Below are 16431 nucleotides of genomic sequence, written 5' to 3'. Positions count from 1 at the left end.
TCAGTGCCCGAAACAGTGCAGCTGCTCGTTGGGTCCGCCCAGCTCGTCGAGGTGGTTCACGTTGTAGATCTGGCCGCCGTTGCAGTTGAGGTAGCGGCCCGCCTTGCCGTCGAAGGCGCTGGTACCGTTCGGGTCCCAGTACGCGATGCTGAACGACGTGACTGGGTCGTAGACCTTGTTGCCGAACTCCCACTGACCGCCGATGGGATCGACACCTGAGGGCGGCAGCGAGAACATGCCCTGCTGGAAGTTCGCGGCGGTCAGGTTCGGCCCCGCGGCCTGAAGGCCTTCGAACACGTGCAGGAGCGTGTAGTAGGGCACGTAGAAGTACGGCGGCCCGCCGTTGGAGCTGCCTTCGGCCGGCTCGCCGCCGGGGTTGGCCAGCTTGAAGACCTTGTACGCCTCCGTTGTCTTCGGGTCCGGGGACTGCGCGCCGCCGCCGAGGGCGTGGGCCCACTCCGTCTGCTGGTACAGCCGGCCGGACGGATCGCCGGCCAACACGGCCACCCACTCGGGGTGATAGCCCTGCCCCTGCGCGCTGCGGGTGAGGAAGATTGGAAAGATCGGATCACAGGCGCACAGGATCGTGGTGACCCCCGACGAGCGCATCTGCGCCCCGATCGTGCCCGCCTGCGTCGGGAACTGCGCGACGTTGACGGTGTACCCCGACGTCTGGGCGACGGTGACGCCGCACTGCGACTTCAGAAGGTCCTGGTACTGCTTGGCCAGCGCCGCATACGTGGGGATCTCGGGAAACACGATGCCGAAGACGCGCTTGGTCTTCTGCGAGACGGCGTCGCCCGAGAAGATCGCCGGCATGTTGGCCATGCGGCGGCAAACGAACGCCGCGGCTTCCAGAACGCCCGTCGAACCCGACGGCCCCTGCACCGACCACTCGTAGGGCGCGTACTGCTCGAACCAGCTCTGCGGTTGGCCGAGGGCGCTGAACGACATCACGTGCTCGTCGGCGAGGTCCTGCTCGTAGGGCTGCGACGCCCCGAGCGAGAACGTGACGTCACCGAACGCGCCCATGTCGTGCGCGGTCACGGCGTCGGCCTGCGCGCCGGCGAGGTTCTGGCCCTGGTCCTCGGAGATGTAGTCGCCCTGACCCTTGTAGGCCTTCAACACGACCTTGCGGCCGTACAGCTCGAACTGCTTGTTGAAGAAGCCGATGTAGGTCTGCATGTCGGCGACCATGGCGTTGTAGTTGACGTTGGCCGCGCCCGCCGCCGCGCCGATCGCCTGGTCCTGGGTCGAGCTCGGGATGCGGAAGGTGAGGGTGACCGTCGACGCCGTCACGCCTTGTCCCGTCGCGCCGCCGTTGTTGCCCGAGAACGCCGCTTCGCACAGCGGCGCGTGCGACGACCACGTGAACTGGCGCACGCCCTCGCCGCAGGTCACGCCCGAACGCGCTACACCACTGGTCGAGCCGCTCGACCCGATGAAGTCCGCGGCGGGACCGGTCACGGTTCCGGAGTCACCCCCCGAGGTGTCGCCCGACGCGGCGGGGGTGGTGTCACCGGTGACGTCGCCGGTGCCCGTGGAGTCGCCCGACGACGATCGGCGGTTTCCCGTGCCGAGCGCCGTGTTGTCGCCCGTTCCGAGCTGGCTGTTCACCGGCTCGGTCGTCGGCACGAGGATCACCACGATCAGGAGCAGTGCGAGGCCGATCAGGAACGGGGCGTAGCGCCGTCCGAGCTTGGCGAAGTAGCGCCGCAGCATCGCTTCGAACTCGGCTTGGGCGGCGGGGGTGGGGTCGGGCGTGTCTGCCATCGGATTCCTCAGTTGGTGGGCGTCAGCGCGCGGGAGCGTCGCGTCCGGGTTTTGGGTCGAGCGGTGTTCGAGCGGGCGATCGCGGCCTGGTCCTCGCCGAGGTAGGCGGCGACGACGTCGGGATTGGCGAGCACTTCCGCCGGCGTTCCTTGGGCGATGACCTCGCCGAGGTGCAGGCAGATCATGCGATCGGCGAGCGATGCCACCAGCGGCACGTCGTGTTCGATGATCACGAACGTGGCACCGGTTTCGTCGCGCAGGTCGGCGAGCACGTGGCCGAGCGCTTCGCTCTCGCGCTGGGCGATGCCCGAAGTGGGTTCGTCGAGCAACAACACCGACGGGTCGTGCGCCAGCACGCAGGCGAGTTCGACGATGCGACGGGTGCCGGTGGACAGTTCGGAGACGAAGGCATCGGCGTAACGCTCGAGGTTCAGCCGTTCGATGAGCGCCGCGACACCGTGCGCCACGTCGGCTTCGGAGTCGACCACGGCGCCGGTGCGGAACATGCTCAGCAGCGGGTCGCGCGTCTCGACGTGGCGTTCGTAGGCCACCGCGATCGTCTCGCGCACCGGCAGCGACGGGAACAGGCGCGCGTCCTGGAACACGCGGCCGAGGCCGAGGTCGGCGCGCACGTGCGCCGGCAGGTCGGTCACGTCGACGCCGCCGAGTTCGACCCGTCCGGTGGTCGGCGGGGTGAAGCCCGAGCACACGTCGAACAGCGTGGTCTTGCCCGCGCCGTTCGCACCGATGATGCCGAGGATCTCGCCGGGATAGGCGGCGAGCGAAACGTCGGACAGGGCGCGCACGCCGCCGAAGGTGCGGCTCACCTCGGTGACTTCGAAACGGGGCGCAACGCCGGTGGTGCGCGGCGCCGCTCGCTTGGCGCGGGCCGGACTCTTGCGGTTGCCGAGGAACACGGAGCGCAGCAGGTCGTCGCGGTTGGCCAACTCGGCGGTCTTGCCGCTGAAACGCACCTGGCCGCGTTCCATGAACACGGACCGGTCGGCGACCGACGTCGCCACGTTGAGCGATTGCTCCACGACGACGACGGTGACCCCGCTGGCCGCGAGGTCGCGCACGACGCCGAGCAACTCACCCACCACCGACGGCGACAGGCCGAGGGACAGCTCGTCGATCATCAACACCTTCGGCTGGCAGTACAGCGTCTGCGCGATCGTGAGCATCTGCTGCTCACCACCCGACAGCGATCCGGCGAGCGTGTCGAGCCGCTCGCGCAGCCGCGGGAAGATCGTGAGGGCCCGCTCGGTGGCGGCCGCCAGGCCGGCGTGATCGCGGCGCAACAACCAGCCGCCGAGGCGCAGGTTCTCGGCGACGGTCAGCGACGGGAAAATGCTGCGCCCGCTCGGCACCATCGCCAAGCCGGCCTTGACGCGTTCCACGGGCTTCAGCGTCGTGATGTCCTCGCCGCGGTAGAGCACGCGACCCTTCCGGGCCGGGAGCAACCCCGACGCGACGCGCAGCGACGTCGACTTGCCCGCGCCGTTCGTGCCGAGCAGGCCGACGATTTCGCCGTCGTTCACTTCGAGGTTGACGCCGAACAGGACGGGCACCGACCCGTAGGACGCTTCGACGTCGACGAGCTGCAGCACCGCGTCGCCCGCAGTCGCAGTAACGACCGGAACCGGCGCCGTCGGTTCGTCCGCCGCGTCGTCGGTGGCGAAGGCGGCGGTCTCGGCGAGACTCGGCACCGACAGGTCGTGGCGCGCCGCGACCCGTCGCAAGAGGTAGTCGCGGCCGCGATAGAGCAGATCGGCGAGACCGCCCGGCAGCACGAGAACCACGAACAGAATGCCGGCACCGGTCGCCAGGAGTTGCAGGGCGCCGTGCAGGAAGAACTGGGCGCCGTACACGTAGAACGCACCGAGCACGCCACCGGTGAGGCTGCCGAGCCCGCCGACCACGACCATGGCGAAGACCTGGAACGACAGTTCGGGGTTGAATCCGGAAAAGCCGATGCCCTTGAGGGCGATGGCGTACAGGCCGCCGCCGACGCCGGCGAGCGCGCCGGCGAACGCGAAGGCCACGAGGCGCACCCGCACCGGGCTGACGGCGAACGCCGCCGCGCCGCGCTCGTTGTCGCGCACCGCCAGCGCCACGCGCCCGGCGCGGCTGCGCCGGTAGTTGTGCGCCAGGTAGAGACACAGCGCCAATATGCCGGCGCAGAACCAGCAGAATACGAGCGCCGAGTTGAGGTCGAAGCGACGCAGCAGCACCGGGCGCACGATGCGCGCCGGCGCGAGGCGCGGGAAGTACGTCGAGTTCAACAGGAACGTCGACACCGGCACCGCGAAGGTCATCGTGGCCGCCGCCAGGTACAACCCCGGCAGGCGGATTGCCGGGATGCCGACGATGGCGGCGGCGACGGCGCCGGCGAGCGCGGCGGCGATCAGGCACACCAGCAAGTCGACGTGGGCATACACGTACAAGCTCGCCGTGGCCGCGGCGCCCACGCCGGCGAAGGCGAACTGCCCGAGGCTGATCTGGCCCGACCACCCGGTGAGCACGACCAAGGAGACGGCGAGGATCCCGAAGATGGCGACGTAGGCGAGCAGCGTGCGGCGCGAGTCGTTGACCACGAGCGGCACGATCACCACCGCGGCGAGCAGCAGCGCACCCATAAGCCGCGTCGCGATCTTCACCTCCGGGAGTCGGCGTAACGCGTCGGGAATGCGGCGGACTTCTTTGAGGGCGACGTAGCCGCCGAGGCCGCTGTCAGAGGTCCGCGACAGTTGGCGGCGCTGGCGCAGCATGCCGACGAGCACGATGGCGAACAGCGCCACGTCGACCGTCGTCGCCCGCGGGTAGGACCAGTACACGGCCTGCTCGAACACGCCGATCGCCAGCGACGCGAAGAACGCCACGGTCAGCTTCTCCATGCGGGCGAGGATCGCGGCGGTCAACGGCGCCAGCAGGGCGATGGGGCCCGCGATCACGCCGAGCTGCGGGCCGAGCACCGGGGCGCTGAGCATGGCGCCGATGCCCGACAGGGCGGCCGCCACCATCCAGGTGACCGTCGACAGCCGCCGCACCGGGATACCGAGGAGTTCGGCGCGATCGCCTGAGTCGGCGGCGCCACGGATGGCCACGCCGATCAGCGAGCGGCCGAAGAACAGCGCCAGCAAGCCGAGGGCGACGACCACGGCGACGGCGGCGACGAGATCGTTGCCGTCGAAGAGGAACGGGTTGATGCGGTGCGTGAACGTGAAGGGCGTGGTGAAGGTGGTGAAGGGCTGCAGGTTGTGACTGAACGCGTTGGGTAGCGCCAGCTCCGCCGCGCCGAGCACCTGCGCCAGGCCGATCGTGGCGACGGTCACGATCAGGCGCGGCGTGTTGAACAACCGCCGGATGACGAGGATGTCGACGAGGGCGCCCGTCGCCACCGCGACCGCCAAACCCACCGGCAACGCCAACCAGTACGAGTGATGCTGCGCCACGACGACGATCACCGCCGCGGAGGCCGCCAGCCCACCGATTTCGGCCTGCGCGAAGTTGATGATGCGCGCCGAGCGGTACACGATCACGAGACCCATCGCCGTCAACGACGACAACGCGCCGAGCACGAGCCCGTACAGCAGCACGCCGAACGGCAGCCCCTTGGGCAGCAGCGCCGCCGCGGCCAGCAGCGCGACGAGCGTCGCGGCCACGCCGATGACTGCCTTTTGCGCCGAGCCCAATGGCCGAGCAACGTGCATGCCGGAAAGTTCCCCCCTGAACTGCGGGCCCTTATGCGGCCCGCTCGGTGCACGCTAATAGCCCTATTGGCGTCACGCCAATAGGCGTTACCCGCGTCATCCGGCCTCGTCCGCCGTCATATTCCCGAAATATTCGTGCCGTAACGTCCGGCCGGATGAATCTCGGGGACGTTCTCTTTCACATCTTGGTCGTGTTGGTGGCGGCCAAGGTGGCCGCGGAGTTGGCCGAGCGCATCGGCGTGCCCGCGGTCGTGGCCGAAATCCTCGCCGGTGTTCTGATCGGACCGTCGGCGCTGAATCTCGTCGGTCACGACGAGATTCTCACGGTGCTGGGCGAGCTGGGCGTGCTGTTGCTGCTGCTCGACGTCGGGCTCGAAATGGATTTGGGCGAACTCGCGGCCGTCGGGCGCGCCTCGATCGCGGTCGCGTTCGTGGGCGTGGCGATCCCCTTTGCCGCCGGCGCGGGCGTCGCCGCGGCTCTCGGGCACGGCGGTAACACCGCCGTCTTCGTCGGTGCCGCCCTCACCGCAACCAGCGTCGGGATCACCGCCCGCGTCTTCGGCGACTTGCGGGCGCTGGCGACCGTCGAGGCACGAACGGTGCTCGGCGCCGCCGTCGCCGACGACGTGCTGGGCCTGGTCATTCTCACGGTTGTCGTGCGGCTCGTCGGGGAGGGTTCGGTCTCACTCGCATCGGTCGCGGGCGTGATCGCCATCGCCGTCGGCTTTCTCGTCGCCGCCGCGTACGTCGGCATCCGCGTCGCTCCCCCGGGCGTCCGCCTGCTGCAACGCTTCGCCCGCAGCCCCGGGACGCTCGTGGCAATCGTGTTCGCCTTCACGCTGACCTTCGCCAAATTGGCCCAGGGCGCAGGCTTGGCGCCCATCGTCGGGGCCTTCGTCGCCGGAGTGGCGCTGTCGCGCAGCAACAACGTCGAACGCATTCGACGCGAGCTCACGCCGGTTGGCCACCTGTTCATCCCGGTGTTCTTTCTGCAGATCGGCATCGACGCGGACCTCAAGGCGATGGCGAAACCTTCGGTCATCGGGCTGGCGCTCGCGCTGCTGGCCGTCGCCGCGATCGGCAAACTCCTCGCCGCCGTCGGCGCGTTCGGGTCGCCGGGGGACAAACTCCTCATCGGTATCGGCATGCTGCCCCGCGGCGAAGTCGGCCTGATCTTCGCCGGAATCGGCCTGCGCAACGGCATCCTCAGCGACGACCTCTACGCCGCGCTCCTCATCGTAGTGCTGGCGACCACGCTGATCACGCCGTCGATGCTCAAGGCACGGCTGCGCCGAGTGCAACAACACAGCAGCCCGCGCGAAGTTGTACTGCCCGAGGGCGGGCGGTGGATGACCGTCGACGACGGGGTCATCAACGTGCATGGCTCGCCGCCACCGGACGTCGCCTTGCAGTTGGCGTTGCGCGGCGCCCGGCTCGGCGCCGAGGCTCGTCCCAGCGCCTCGCTGATCGACATGGCAAGCGCGTTGGCGCACGAGGAGGGCGTCCAGTGGGACGTGGCGGCTGCCGACGAACTGCTCGACCTCCTGCGCACCGGCACGCCGCGCTCGTGGCGCTTCCTCGAGGTCACCGGCGTGCTCGCCACGATGCTGCCTGAACTGGCCGACGCGCTGCGCCGCCGACGCGCCAACCCCGCGGAACTGGATCCTGCGGGCGTACTGCGCTGGACACTGATCGATTCGCTGCGCGGTGTCGTCGAAGACGACCCGGTGGCGACCGAGGCGTACGCGCGTTTGGAAAAGCCAGAGTGGCTGATGTTGGCGTTGCTGATTCTCGACGCCGCCGGACCCGACGCCGCGCCCGTGGACGTCGGTGAAGCGCTGGTTCGCCGTCTCAACCTCGGGCGCTCGGCCGAGGAGGAAATCTGCCTGCTGGTCGGCGAGCGGGACCTGTTGCGCGCCGCGGCGCGCCGCGCCGACGCTCTGGAAGAGGCCCGTGTCCTCGCGCTCGCGACCCATATCGCGCGTTCCGAACGCGCCACTGCCCTCCTGTTGCTCACGCTGGCCGAAGGCGGAATCGAGGGAGTTGTCCGAGGTCGCCTGCTCGACTTGCACGACCGCATCCAGGCGGTGCTGTCGCACCCCGAGCTGTCGGGCAGCGAGGCCCGGACGGCTCTTGACCAGCGCCGCAATGCCGCGGTGGCGCTGGCGGCACGCGAACCCGACGTCGCCCAGCGCATCGCGACCGGACCACGAACATGGCTGTTGTCACATCCCCCCGACGTGTTGTTGCGCCACGCACGCCTCGTCGAGCCCGTCCCGTTGCGCCGCACGGTTCGGGTGCGCTCGACATACGACTCTCCCGAGTCGCTCGTCATCGATGTGGCCGGGCGTGACGCGCCCGGTTTTCTCGCCGCGGTGACCGGCGTCCTCGCCAGCCACGGCATCGACGTCGCGCACGCGTCGGCCGCTTCCTGGTCCGATGGCGGGGTCATCGAAACCTTCACGGTGCGCACCGGAGTCAGCCCCGACACGAAGACCCTCGAACGGGCGATCAGCGCCGCCCTCGGTTCGCCGCCGCGGCCAACACCCGTCGAGGGCGTACGCGTCAGCTTCGACGATGCGGCCTCGCCGTGGACGACGATCTGCGATATCGAGGCCCCCGATCGCGCCGGCCTGCTGCATCAACTCGCGGCCGCGTTCACGAGCTGCGGCATCGACGTTCGCTCGGCGGTGATCAGCGGCGACGGGACGCTTGCCACGGACCGTTTCGAGTTGACCGACGGTCGCGGACGCAAGCTGTCAGAAACCGTCAAGCAGAACCTGACGCAGACGCTTGGCGGGGCGCACCCGTCGAAGCGCTTCGCCCGCCGGCACTAGCGAGGCGACCGGTCGCGCACCGTTTCGCTACGCGATTGAAACAATTCGGAGACGAAAGAGAAACGTCAGCTTCGTAGGTTGCCAACGGGGCAATGAGGCCTCGTAGCGAACCTTGACCTGACCTCTTTCGAAAGGAAACACATGCGACGACTCCGAAGCAAGGGAGCCTTGGGCGCCTTGCTCACCGCCGCACTCGTACTCGCCTCCAGCGCATCGGCCTGGGCCAGCTCCGTCGACAAGACGCCGCTCAAGGCCGGTCCGGACCACACGGCGCTGGGCCTCAACCTGCTCTGGGTGATCATCGGCGCCGTACTCGTCATCTTCATGCAGGCCGGCTTTGCGCTGGTCGAAACCGGTTTCTGCCGCGCCAAGCACGCGGCGCACGTGGTGTCGACCAACTTCGCCATCTTCGGCCTCGGCTTCGTCGCCTTCTTCCTCGTGGGCTACGCGTTCATGTTCGGTGGCTTCAGCTTTGGTGTGTTCGGCATGAACACCGCTGTGGGCCACGCGCTCATCGGCTCCGGCTCTCACGTGTTCCTGTGGTGGGGCGGCGCGGCGCTGAGCGGCAAGGCCTATGACGTGTCGGTCGCAGCCATGTTCCTCTACATGGTGGCGTTCATGGACACCACCGCCACCATCCCGACCGGCGCCATGGCCGAGCGCTGGAAGTGGAACGCCTTCGTCGGCTGGGGTCTGTTCTGCGGCGCGATCTACTACCCGCTGTTCGGCGCGTGGACCTGGGGTGGCGGTTGGCTGAGCCAGCTCGGCAACTCCCGCGGTTGGGGCTTCGGCTACGTCGACTTCGCCGGCTCTGGCGTCGTGCACGCCATGGGCGGCATTGCGGGTCTTGCGGGTGCCATCGTGCTCGGCCCTCGCATCGGTAAGTACGTCAACGGCAAGTCGAAGACGCTCGCCGGTCACCACATCCCGATGGCCATGCTCGGCTGCTTCATCCTCCTGTTCGGTTGGTTCGGCTTCAACGCCGCGTCGACCTTCGCCGCTACCGACTTCCGCTTCACGGTCGTCGCCGCCAACACGGCCATCGCTGCCGCCTTCGGCGCAACCATCGCGATGTTCTGGGCGATGATGCGTGGCGGCAAGCCCGACCCGGGGATGATGGTCAACGGCATGCTTGCCGGGCTGGTCGCGATCACCGCGCCATGCGCGTTCGTGCAACCGTGGGCGGCGGCCGTCATCGGTGGCCTCGCGGCAGTTATCTGCTACGAGTCGGTGGTCTTCATCGACACGAAGCTCAAGATCGACGACCCGGTCGGCGCCATTTCCGTGCACGGCGTCTGCGGCATCTTCGGTGTCCTGTGCGTCGGCATCTTCTCCGACGGCACCTACGGGGCCGGCTGGAACCTCACGAAGACGACCTACACGAAGGGTGTCACCGGCATCCTGTACGGCGGCAACGGCGGTGGCCAGCTGCTGGCGCAGATCGCCGGCGCGCTCACGATCATCGTGGTGATGGGATTGGTGGCGTTCGTCTTCTTCAAGCTCCAGGACATGATCATGCCCGGCGGCATCCGCTCGAAGGAGGCCGACGAGATCGCCGGTCTCGACGAACCGGAGATGGGCGCGCTCGCCTATCCCGAGTTCGCCAAGGAGCCCGAACTGGTAGCGGCGGGCGTGGCCGCACCGCTGTCGGAGCCGCACACACCGACTCCGATCTAGGCAAGCGCACACTCGACGCATGGAGCCCGGGCCGTTGGCCCGGGCTCCATGCTTTTGTCGATCACATTCCGATGTGTGTCTCAACCAGAAAGGGACCTGAAAGAGGTCAGCGCCGGCTGGACGCCTCCAAAAGGGCCACGACCATTTCGACCCACGTTGCGATGACCTCGTCGCGTTCCGCGTCGACCGGTGTCTGACCAAGCAGAAGCTCGGCCGACGCGAACGCGACGAGCGACCCGAGCGCCAATGCGGCGCCGACCTCGGTGCCCCCCGAACGGGCCAGCAACGCAGCGAACTCGTTGAACGTCCCACGCACAACCTGCTCCACCGCGCCCGTCAACAAGTGCGGACGCTGCCGGCCCTCCGACACCAGCACGCGCAGCAACTCTTGCTCTTCTTCCAATTCGAGGAAGACGTAGCGAGCCACAAGCGTCAACTCGGCGCGCAAGTCCCCAAGTGGCGGCATGGCGCCGCGGATCTGGCGCACCGCTTCCAGGCGGGCAAGTTGCCGATCAATGCCGGCGCGCAGGACCGCCTCCTTGTTGGGGAAGTGGTGGAACAGCCCACCCGCGCCCGGAGTCAGGCCGGCCGAACGTTCGATCTCCGCCACCGACGTGGCGTCGTAGCCGCGCTCACCGAACAGGCGCATCGCCTCGTCGAGGAGCCGCTCTTTGGTCGAGGTTGACGCCGCCGCCATCGCCTAAGTAAACACTGAGGGACACTCAGTGACAAGTGAGGTGGATTTTGCGATGACGATCCCGCAGGGAAGATTGCGCCGCACCGCTCCCCTGGCCGCGGCGTCGGCACGCGCCGCCGGCGGTGGGCTCGTGAGTGTCCTCAAGCGACGCCTGAAGGGTCAGCGCGGCGCGGGCCTCGACTTCCACGTCCGCAACGCGCAGCGCTATGCGGAGTTGCTGTCGCATTCCAAAGGCGTGCTTATGAAGGTCGGACAAATCGTGTCGTTCGTAGACACAGCGCCGGCGCTCGACCGCCAGTACGGCGACGTGTACCGCACCGCACTTTCATCGCTTCAGGCGGACGCCGACCCGATGGACCCGGTACTCGTGGGCGCCGTCGTCGAAAGCGAGCTCGGGCGCCCGCCGGAAGAACTCTTCGCTTCGTTCTCGCCGACGCCGCTCGCCGCCGCGTCGATCGGACAGGTTCACGCGGCGCGGCTCTATGACGGCACCGAAGTGGCAGTGAAGGTTCAGTATCCCGGCGTCGCTGATGCGATCGGCGCCGACCTCGCGAACGCCGAGTTGCTCCTGACTTTCGTGAAGCTGGCCAAGGGCTTTGCGCCGCAACTGCGCAACGTCGACGTGCGCCCGATCGCCGAGGAGCTAACCGAACGCATCAGCGAAGAACTCGACTACCGCCGCGAGCTCGCCAACCAAGCGGAGTTCGCCGACCACTACCGCGGCCACCCCTTCGCGCGCGTGCCCACAGTTTTCCCCGAACTGTCGAGTGACCGCGTGCTCACGATGGAACTCGCGCGCGGCCGGCGCTGGACCGAAATCGCCGACGCCGACCAAGACCTGCGGAACAAGTGGGGCGAGGCTATCGATCGCTTCTTCTTCGGTGCCATCGCCCGCTTCGGCATCTTCAACGCCGATCCGCATCCCGGCAACTACCTGTTCCACGACGACGGCACGGTCACGTTTCTCGATTTCGGATGCGTGAAGCGTCTCGACGACCGGGCCCGCCGCGGCTTCTGGGAGATGCCGCTGGCCGCGCTCGCCAACGACGGCGAGTGGCTCGAGCGTGTCCTCGTCGAGCAAGGATTTTTTCCGGCGGCCAAGCCCCCGCCGCGAGACAAGATGCTCGCCTGGATCCGCGGCAACTTCGGTTCGCTCGATCGACCCCAGCCCTTCACTTTCACGCCGGAGTTCGCCGCCGAGACGCTGGCGCACCTCGTCTCGCTCGACAAAGACGTCATGCGTTACGTAAACGTGGCGCGCGACTTCATCTTCGCCAACCGCATCTACGTGGGGCTGTACTCGATTCTGGGCGCGCTGCGGGCGACGGCGGACTGGCGAGCCATCTTCGACGAGGACGTGACCGGCGTGCCTACGACCCAACTCGGTCGCATCGAAGCAGACTTCTTCGCGCGCACGTCGCCAGCCTTATGAGCCGCGCGCGGCGCGTCACACGCAGCGGTTGCGAATGGTGCCGATGCCGTCGATCCAGGTCTCGAGCACGTTGCCCGCACGCAGGGCGCGCGGGGGTTTGCGCGCCATGCCGACGCCGGCGGGTGTACCCGTGAAGATGACGTCGCCCGGCAGCAACGGCAACACCGCGGACAGCTCCGCGATGAGCTGCGGCACCGAGAAGATCAAGTCGTTGGTGCGCGCGTCCTGCACGACTTCACCGTCGACCGAGCAGCCGAGGGCCAGGTCGTCGGGGTCGGGGACTTCGTCGGGCGTGACGATCCACGGGCCCATCGGGCCGTAGCCGCGACGCGACTTGCCGAGCGAGAACTGCATGCCGGCGGCGAACTGGAGCGTGCGGTCGCTGATGTCCTGGCCGACGGTCAACCCGGCGACGTAGCTCCAGGCGTCGGTCACGCCGACGTGGTTGGCTGCGCGGCCGATCACGGCGACCAGCTCGACTTCCCAGTCGACGGCGTCGCCCACGATCGTCACGTCGTCGAACGGGCCACCGAGCGACGCCGGAAACTTGGTGAACGTCGCCGGCACGTTCGGCACCTGCATGCCGGACTCTTCGGCGTGGCCGCGGTAGTTGAGCCCGATGGCGAACACCTGCGCGGGGTGGGGCACCGGACAGCACAGCTTCGACTCGTCGAGCGGCTTGGCGGCGGCGGCGACGCCACTCCCCCACGCCACGAACGCGTCCCAGTCGGTGTAGGCCGACATCGGGTCGGGCCCGAAGCGACCGTCACTGGCGGTGGCGACGTCGACGACGCCGTCGGCGACGACGAGCGCCAGGCGACCGTCGTAGTTGGCGAACTTCACGTGAGTTGTCCTCGCAATTCGGTCAGCAGCGCGGTGGCGCCGGCGGCGTCGGAGGCGACGCCGAAGAGGTGGAAGTCGGGGCGTTGCAGCGCGAACCGCGCGTCGTGGGCGTCGAACCAGTCCACGAGGTTCGGCGCGGCCGCCGACACGTCGACCACCGCGCCGCCGATGGTGGCGAACCACGCGACGGAATCGGCGTCGAGCGCGGCTGCATCGTCGAGGGTGACCAGCCGCCAGCCGGCGCCGTACACGTCGTCGAACCACGCGCCAGCGAGTTGGCCCTGCGGGAACAGCTCGCCGGCGAGCGGGGCGGACGCGCTGATCACCCCGGATGCGATCCCGGGCAGCGGCGGCGCCTCGCTCACGCTGCCGTCGAAACCGGCGCTCATCGCCTCGTCGCGCGCCGCGGCGGCGTGGGGGTCGGCGACGCAGATCACCTCGCCGAGCGACACCGAGAAGTCGATCGCCGCCTGGGCGTTGGGCCGCCGCTCCTCGTCGTAGGTGGCGAGCACCCGCGGCGCGGCGCGGCCGTCGAGCACGAGGTCGAGCTTCCACGCCAGGTTGACCGCGTCGCGCACGCCCGAACACATGCCCTGGCCGGCGAAGGGCGGCATGAGGTGCGCGGCGTCGCCCGCGAGGAAGACGCGGTCGACCTGCCACCGCTGCGCCGTGCGCGCCTGGAACGTGTACAGCGCGTGACGCTCGAGCGTGGCGTTGCCGGGGTGCACGTCCCAGGGCGCCAGCAACTCCCAGGCGCGGCCCTCGCGGCCGAGGTCGTCGAGCGACTCGTAGGGCAGGCGCATGAACTCCCAGCGCCGCCGGCCCGGACCGCCCGACACGGCGGTGGTCGGTCGCACCGGGTCGCAGATCTGGACGTTGATCGGGTCGAACACGCGCGCTTCGTGCAGCTGCACGTCGACGATCAGCCAGTCGTACTGGAAGCCGCGGTCGTGGACGTCGACGCCGAGCAGGGACCGGATCGTCGAGTTGGCGCCGTCGCAGCCGACGACGTAGCGCGCCGTGATCGTGCCGCCGTCGGCGGTCGTCAGGACGACGTGGTCGGCGTGCTGGGCGACTCCCGTCACCTTGACGCCGCGACGGATCGTCAGCGACGGCAATGCGTCGGCCCGGGTTTGCAGCAACGCCTCCATCTCGGGCTGGCAGAACATCGACGAGAACGGCCACCCCGACGCGGCGGTGCCGATGCGCCCGAAGCGCAGCAGCGTCTTGCCGTCGCCGTTGCGCCACTCGTAGACCTCGGCGGGTTCGGAGATGGCGCGCACGGCGTCGCCGACGCCGCAGCTCTGGAGGACCCGGCCGATCTCGTGGTCGAAGTGGACGGCGCGGGGCAGCGTGTAGGGACTCGGCCACTGCTCGGCGATGACGACCGAACGCCCCCGCTGCGCGAGCTGGATGCCGAGCACCAGGCCGACAGGCCCGGCGCCGACGATGGCGACGTCCGCGTCCACTACGCCTGCCGCAGCGGCTGATGACCCCACGCGCTGATGGCGCTGTACTTGTGGTTGTCGTCCCAGTCGTCGCCCACGACGCGGGCGCCGTGACCGACTTCGATCTGGAAGCCCGCCGGCGTCTGCAAGTAGAAGCTGAACATGCCGTCGTTGGGGTGACGGCCGAGCCCGTTGGGGATGCCGAGGTCGGTCGCCCACAAGCGGTCGAACGCCTTGCCGACGTCGTCGCGCTCCTTGAGCTCGAACATCATGTGGTGCAGCTTCTGGGGCAGGTCGAAGGGCGCCTTCGCCAGCGCGATCGTGTGGTGACGCGGGTTGCAGTGGAAGAAGCGCACCTCGAGTTCGATGCCCGGCGCCAGTTCCATCTCGAGCCAGTCCGACTGCTCGAAGCCGAGCCCGTCGACCAGAAACGCCACCGACTCGTCGAAGGCGGCGGTGGCGAACACCGCGTGGCCGAAGCCGACGCCGTCGGTCAGGAAGCCGCCGGGCGCGAAGTCGGAGTGGAACGGCGTCGGCGCGTCGGCGAGGCCGAGCACGATCTCGACGTCGACACCCCACGGCGCACGGGTGCGCGCCAGCCGCTTGACGCGGCGCGCCGCGGCGAGCGACGCGTCGGGTGTCGCGCCGGTGCGGGCGACGACGGCGTCGAACGCCGCGGCGTCGACCGCTTCGATGCCAACCGCCACCGCGTCGTTGGCCGCACCGGCCTGCACGATCACGCGCTGCGCCTTGTCGTCGTTGCGCCACGTGTTCGGCGCGTCACCCGGCATCAGGCCGACGACGTCGCGCAGCACGGGAGTGAGGATGTCGGGGTCGGGCACCTCGATGACGAGGTAGCCGAGTTCGATTGCACTGTTCACGGAAGGATATTGATCGGTCGATCAGGATCTTGTCAAGAGCCTGATCAGTCGATTAAGCTCGACGGATGCCCGACGAGGCAACTTCGCCCGCTCGCGACCGCATCCTTGCCGCCGCTGTCGACCTGTTCTCCGAGCGGTCCTTCGAAGGCGCCAGCACGCGCGACATCGCAGCGCGCGCCGGCGTCACCCAGCCGTTGCTGAACTACCACTTCCGCTCGAAGGAGGAGTTGTGGCAGGAAGCGGTCGACGCGTTGTTCGCCCGGCTGCGCGCCACGCTGCGCGACCGCGCCGCCGGACTGCGCGGCGTCGACGACGTCACGGCGGCGAAGCTGACCGTGCACGAATTCATCACGTTCTCGGCGCGCAACCCGCAGCTGCACCGCATCATCATGCAGGAGTCCAAAGCCGACGGGCCGCGCATGGACTACCTCGTCGATCACCACGTGCGCCCGATCTATGAGTCGACGGTGGCGCTGTTCGAGCGGCTCGTGGCCGAAGGTGCCGTGCCCGACATCGCCGCCGCGCACCTGTATTACATCCTCACCGGCGCCGGCCCGACGATGTTCGTACTGGCGCCTGAGGCGCGCCGGCTGACCAAGCTCGACGTGTCGTCGGACGAAGTGATCGAAGCGCACGCCGACGCGGTGTGCCGTCTCCTGTTCGGCAGCGTGTGAGTGTGACCGCCGCCTGACGCGAACTGGCCCCGCTCGACACCGCAGAGCGGGGCGTGAGCAGGGCCAGTTCGGGACCGATGTCGATGGCTTACGAGGCTTGGCGCTGCGCCTTGAGCGGACGGTTCGGTCGCGTGCTCGTGCGCACGGGCACCACCGGGGCCGGCACGGGAACGACAGCGTTGGCGTCCGAGTACTGGTAGTTGGTGATCAGGCTCACGAGGACGACGGCAACGCCGGCGCCGAGATACAGCGCCGTCAGACCGGTGTCGGTCGAGTGGAACTTCAACACGAACGGGGAGCCGAGCAGCAGCGTGGCGGCGAGATAGTCGCCCGCCGAGTGCAGCGTGAAGGGCAGCACTTTGAACACGCCGAGCGGGTACTTCGTGCACACGCTGACGGCGAGCACGGTGGCACCGACGACGACGCCCGTGGCGACGGCGGCGGTGCTGCCGCCGA

At 68.8% G+C, this 16431-nt stretch carries 11 protein-coding genes; 4 read left to right on the top strand and 7 right to left on the bottom strand.

What is annotated here, in order from left to right; all coding sequences use genetic code 11:
* Together VHC63_00865 and VHC63_00860 are read right to left on the bottom strand one after the other, a co-directional pair.
* A complete protein-coding gene (locus VHC63_00865) occupies positions 1-1773 on the bottom strand; it encodes a hypothetical protein (GenBank protein ID HVV35124.1) in 1773 nt (590 codons plus the stop codon).
* An 8-nt stretch (positions 1774-1781) separates the two neighbouring features.
* The gene (locus VHC63_00860) at positions 1782-5486 is read right to left on the bottom strand and encodes an ATP-binding cassette domain-containing protein (protein ID HVV35123.1); all 3705 of its coding nucleotides are present in this window, start codon (positions 5484-5486) and stop codon (positions 1782-1784) included.
* Positions 5487-5641: 155 nt separating this feature from the next.
* On the opposite strand from VHC63_00860, the gene VHC63_00855 reads away from it, so the two are divergent.
* Together VHC63_00855 and VHC63_00850 are read left to right on the top strand one after the other, a co-directional pair.
* Positions 5642-8323: a cation:proton antiporter gene (locus VHC63_00855; GenBank protein HVV35122.1), complete on the top strand. Its 2682-nt coding sequence runs from the start codon at positions 5642-5644 to the stop codon at positions 8321-8323.
* Positions 8324-8464: 141 nt separating this feature from the next.
* Positions 8465-10000 (top strand): ammonium transporter, encoded by a 1536-nt coding sequence (locus VHC63_00850; GenBank protein HVV35121.1) that lies wholly within the window; start codon positions 8465-8467, stop codon positions 9998-10000.
* 106 nt (positions 10001-10106) lie between these two features.
* On the opposite strand, the gene VHC63_00845 is transcribed toward VHC63_00850, so the two are convergent.
* Complete coding sequence (locus tag VHC63_00845) at positions 10107-10697, bottom strand: helix-turn-helix domain-containing protein (GenBank protein ID HVV35120.1); 591 nt, start codon at positions 10695-10697, stop codon at positions 10107-10109.
* A gap of 52 nt (positions 10698-10749) precedes the next feature.
* Here VHC63_00845 and VHC63_00840 point away from each other — a divergent pair, with 52 nt between their 5' ends.
* Positions 10750-12129 carry an AarF/ABC1/UbiB kinase family protein gene (locus VHC63_00840; GenBank protein HVV35119.1) on the top strand — a complete coding sequence of 460 codons (1380 nt, stop codon included), beginning with the start codon at positions 10750-10752 and terminating at the stop codon, positions 12127-12129.
* A gap of 15 nt (positions 12130-12144) precedes the next feature.
* On the opposite strand, the gene VHC63_00835 is transcribed toward VHC63_00840, so the two are convergent.
* Genes VHC63_00835 through VHC63_00825 form a run of 3 tightly spaced genes read right to left on the bottom strand, consistent with a single transcriptional unit; the run spans position 12145 to position 15301 of the window.
* A complete protein-coding gene (locus VHC63_00835) occupies positions 12145-12972 on the bottom strand; it encodes a fumarylacetoacetate hydrolase family protein (protein HVV35118.1) in 828 nt (275 codons plus the stop codon).
* Positions 12969-14441 carry a bifunctional 3-(3-hydroxy-phenyl)propionate/3-hydroxycinnamic acid hydroxylase gene (locus VHC63_00830; GenBank protein HVV35117.1) on the bottom strand — a complete coding sequence of 491 codons (1473 nt, stop codon included), beginning with the start codon at positions 14439-14441 and terminating at the stop codon, positions 12969-12971. The genes VHC63_00835 and VHC63_00830 overlap by 4 nt, the downstream gene beginning before the upstream one ends.
* On the bottom strand, positions 14441-15301 hold the full coding sequence (locus tag VHC63_00825) for a VOC family protein (GenBank protein ID HVV35116.1): 861 nt from the start codon (positions 15299-15301) through the stop codon (positions 14441-14443). The genes VHC63_00830 and VHC63_00825 overlap by 1 nt, the downstream gene beginning before the upstream one ends.
* Before the next feature lie 65 nt (positions 15302-15366).
* Here VHC63_00825 and VHC63_00820 point away from each other — a divergent pair, with 65 nt between their 5' ends.
* Positions 15367-15975, top strand: coding sequence for a TetR/AcrR family transcriptional regulator (locus VHC63_00820; GenBank protein ID HVV35115.1), 609 nt, complete (start codon positions 15367-15369; stop codon positions 15973-15975).
* A gap of 88 nt (positions 15976-16063) precedes the next feature.
* Here the strand turns inward: VHC63_00820 and VHC63_00815 are convergent.
* Positions 16064-16431: hypothetical protein (locus VHC63_00815; protein ID HVV35114.1), on the bottom strand; the 368-nt coding region annotated here is incomplete at its 5' end.

The sequence above is a fragment of the Acidimicrobiales bacterium genome, from assembly GCA_035546775.1.
Lineage (GTDB): Bacteria > Actinomycetota > Acidimicrobiia > Acidimicrobiales > JACCXE01 > JACCXE01.
Note: the sequence above shows the minus strand (reverse complement) of the source record. Positions and strands in the feature narration are given on the sequence as shown.

What these genes read in the sequence shown, in the direction of transcription:
- VHC63_00865 (HVV35124.1), bottom strand. Translation starts at nt 1,773, where the DNA reads ATGGCAGACACGCCCGACCCCACCCCCGCCGCCCAAGCCGAGTTCGAA.
- VHC63_00860 (HVV35123.1), bottom strand. Translation starts at nt 5,486, where the DNA reads ATGCACGTTGCTCGGCCATTGGGCTCGGCGCAAAAGGCAGTCATCGGC.
- VHC63_00855 (HVV35122.1), top strand. Translation starts at nt 5,642, where the DNA reads ATGAATCTCGGGGACGTTCTCTTTCACATCTTGGTCGTGTTGGTGGCG.
- VHC63_00850 (HVV35121.1), top strand. Translation starts at nt 8,465, where the DNA reads ATGCGACGACTCCGAAGCAAGGGAGCCTTGGGCGCCTTGCTCACCGCC.
- VHC63_00845 (HVV35120.1), bottom strand. Translation starts at nt 10,697, where the DNA reads ATGGCGGCGGCGTCAACCTCGACCAAAGAGCGGCTCCTCGACGAGGCG.
- VHC63_00840 (HVV35119.1), top strand. Translation starts at nt 10,750, where the DNA reads ATGACGATCCCGCAGGGAAGATTGCGCCGCACCGCTCCCCTGGCCGCG.
- VHC63_00820 (HVV35115.1), top strand. Translation starts at nt 15,367, where the DNA reads ATGCCCGACGAGGCAACTTCGCCCGCTCGCGACCGCATCCTTGCCGCC.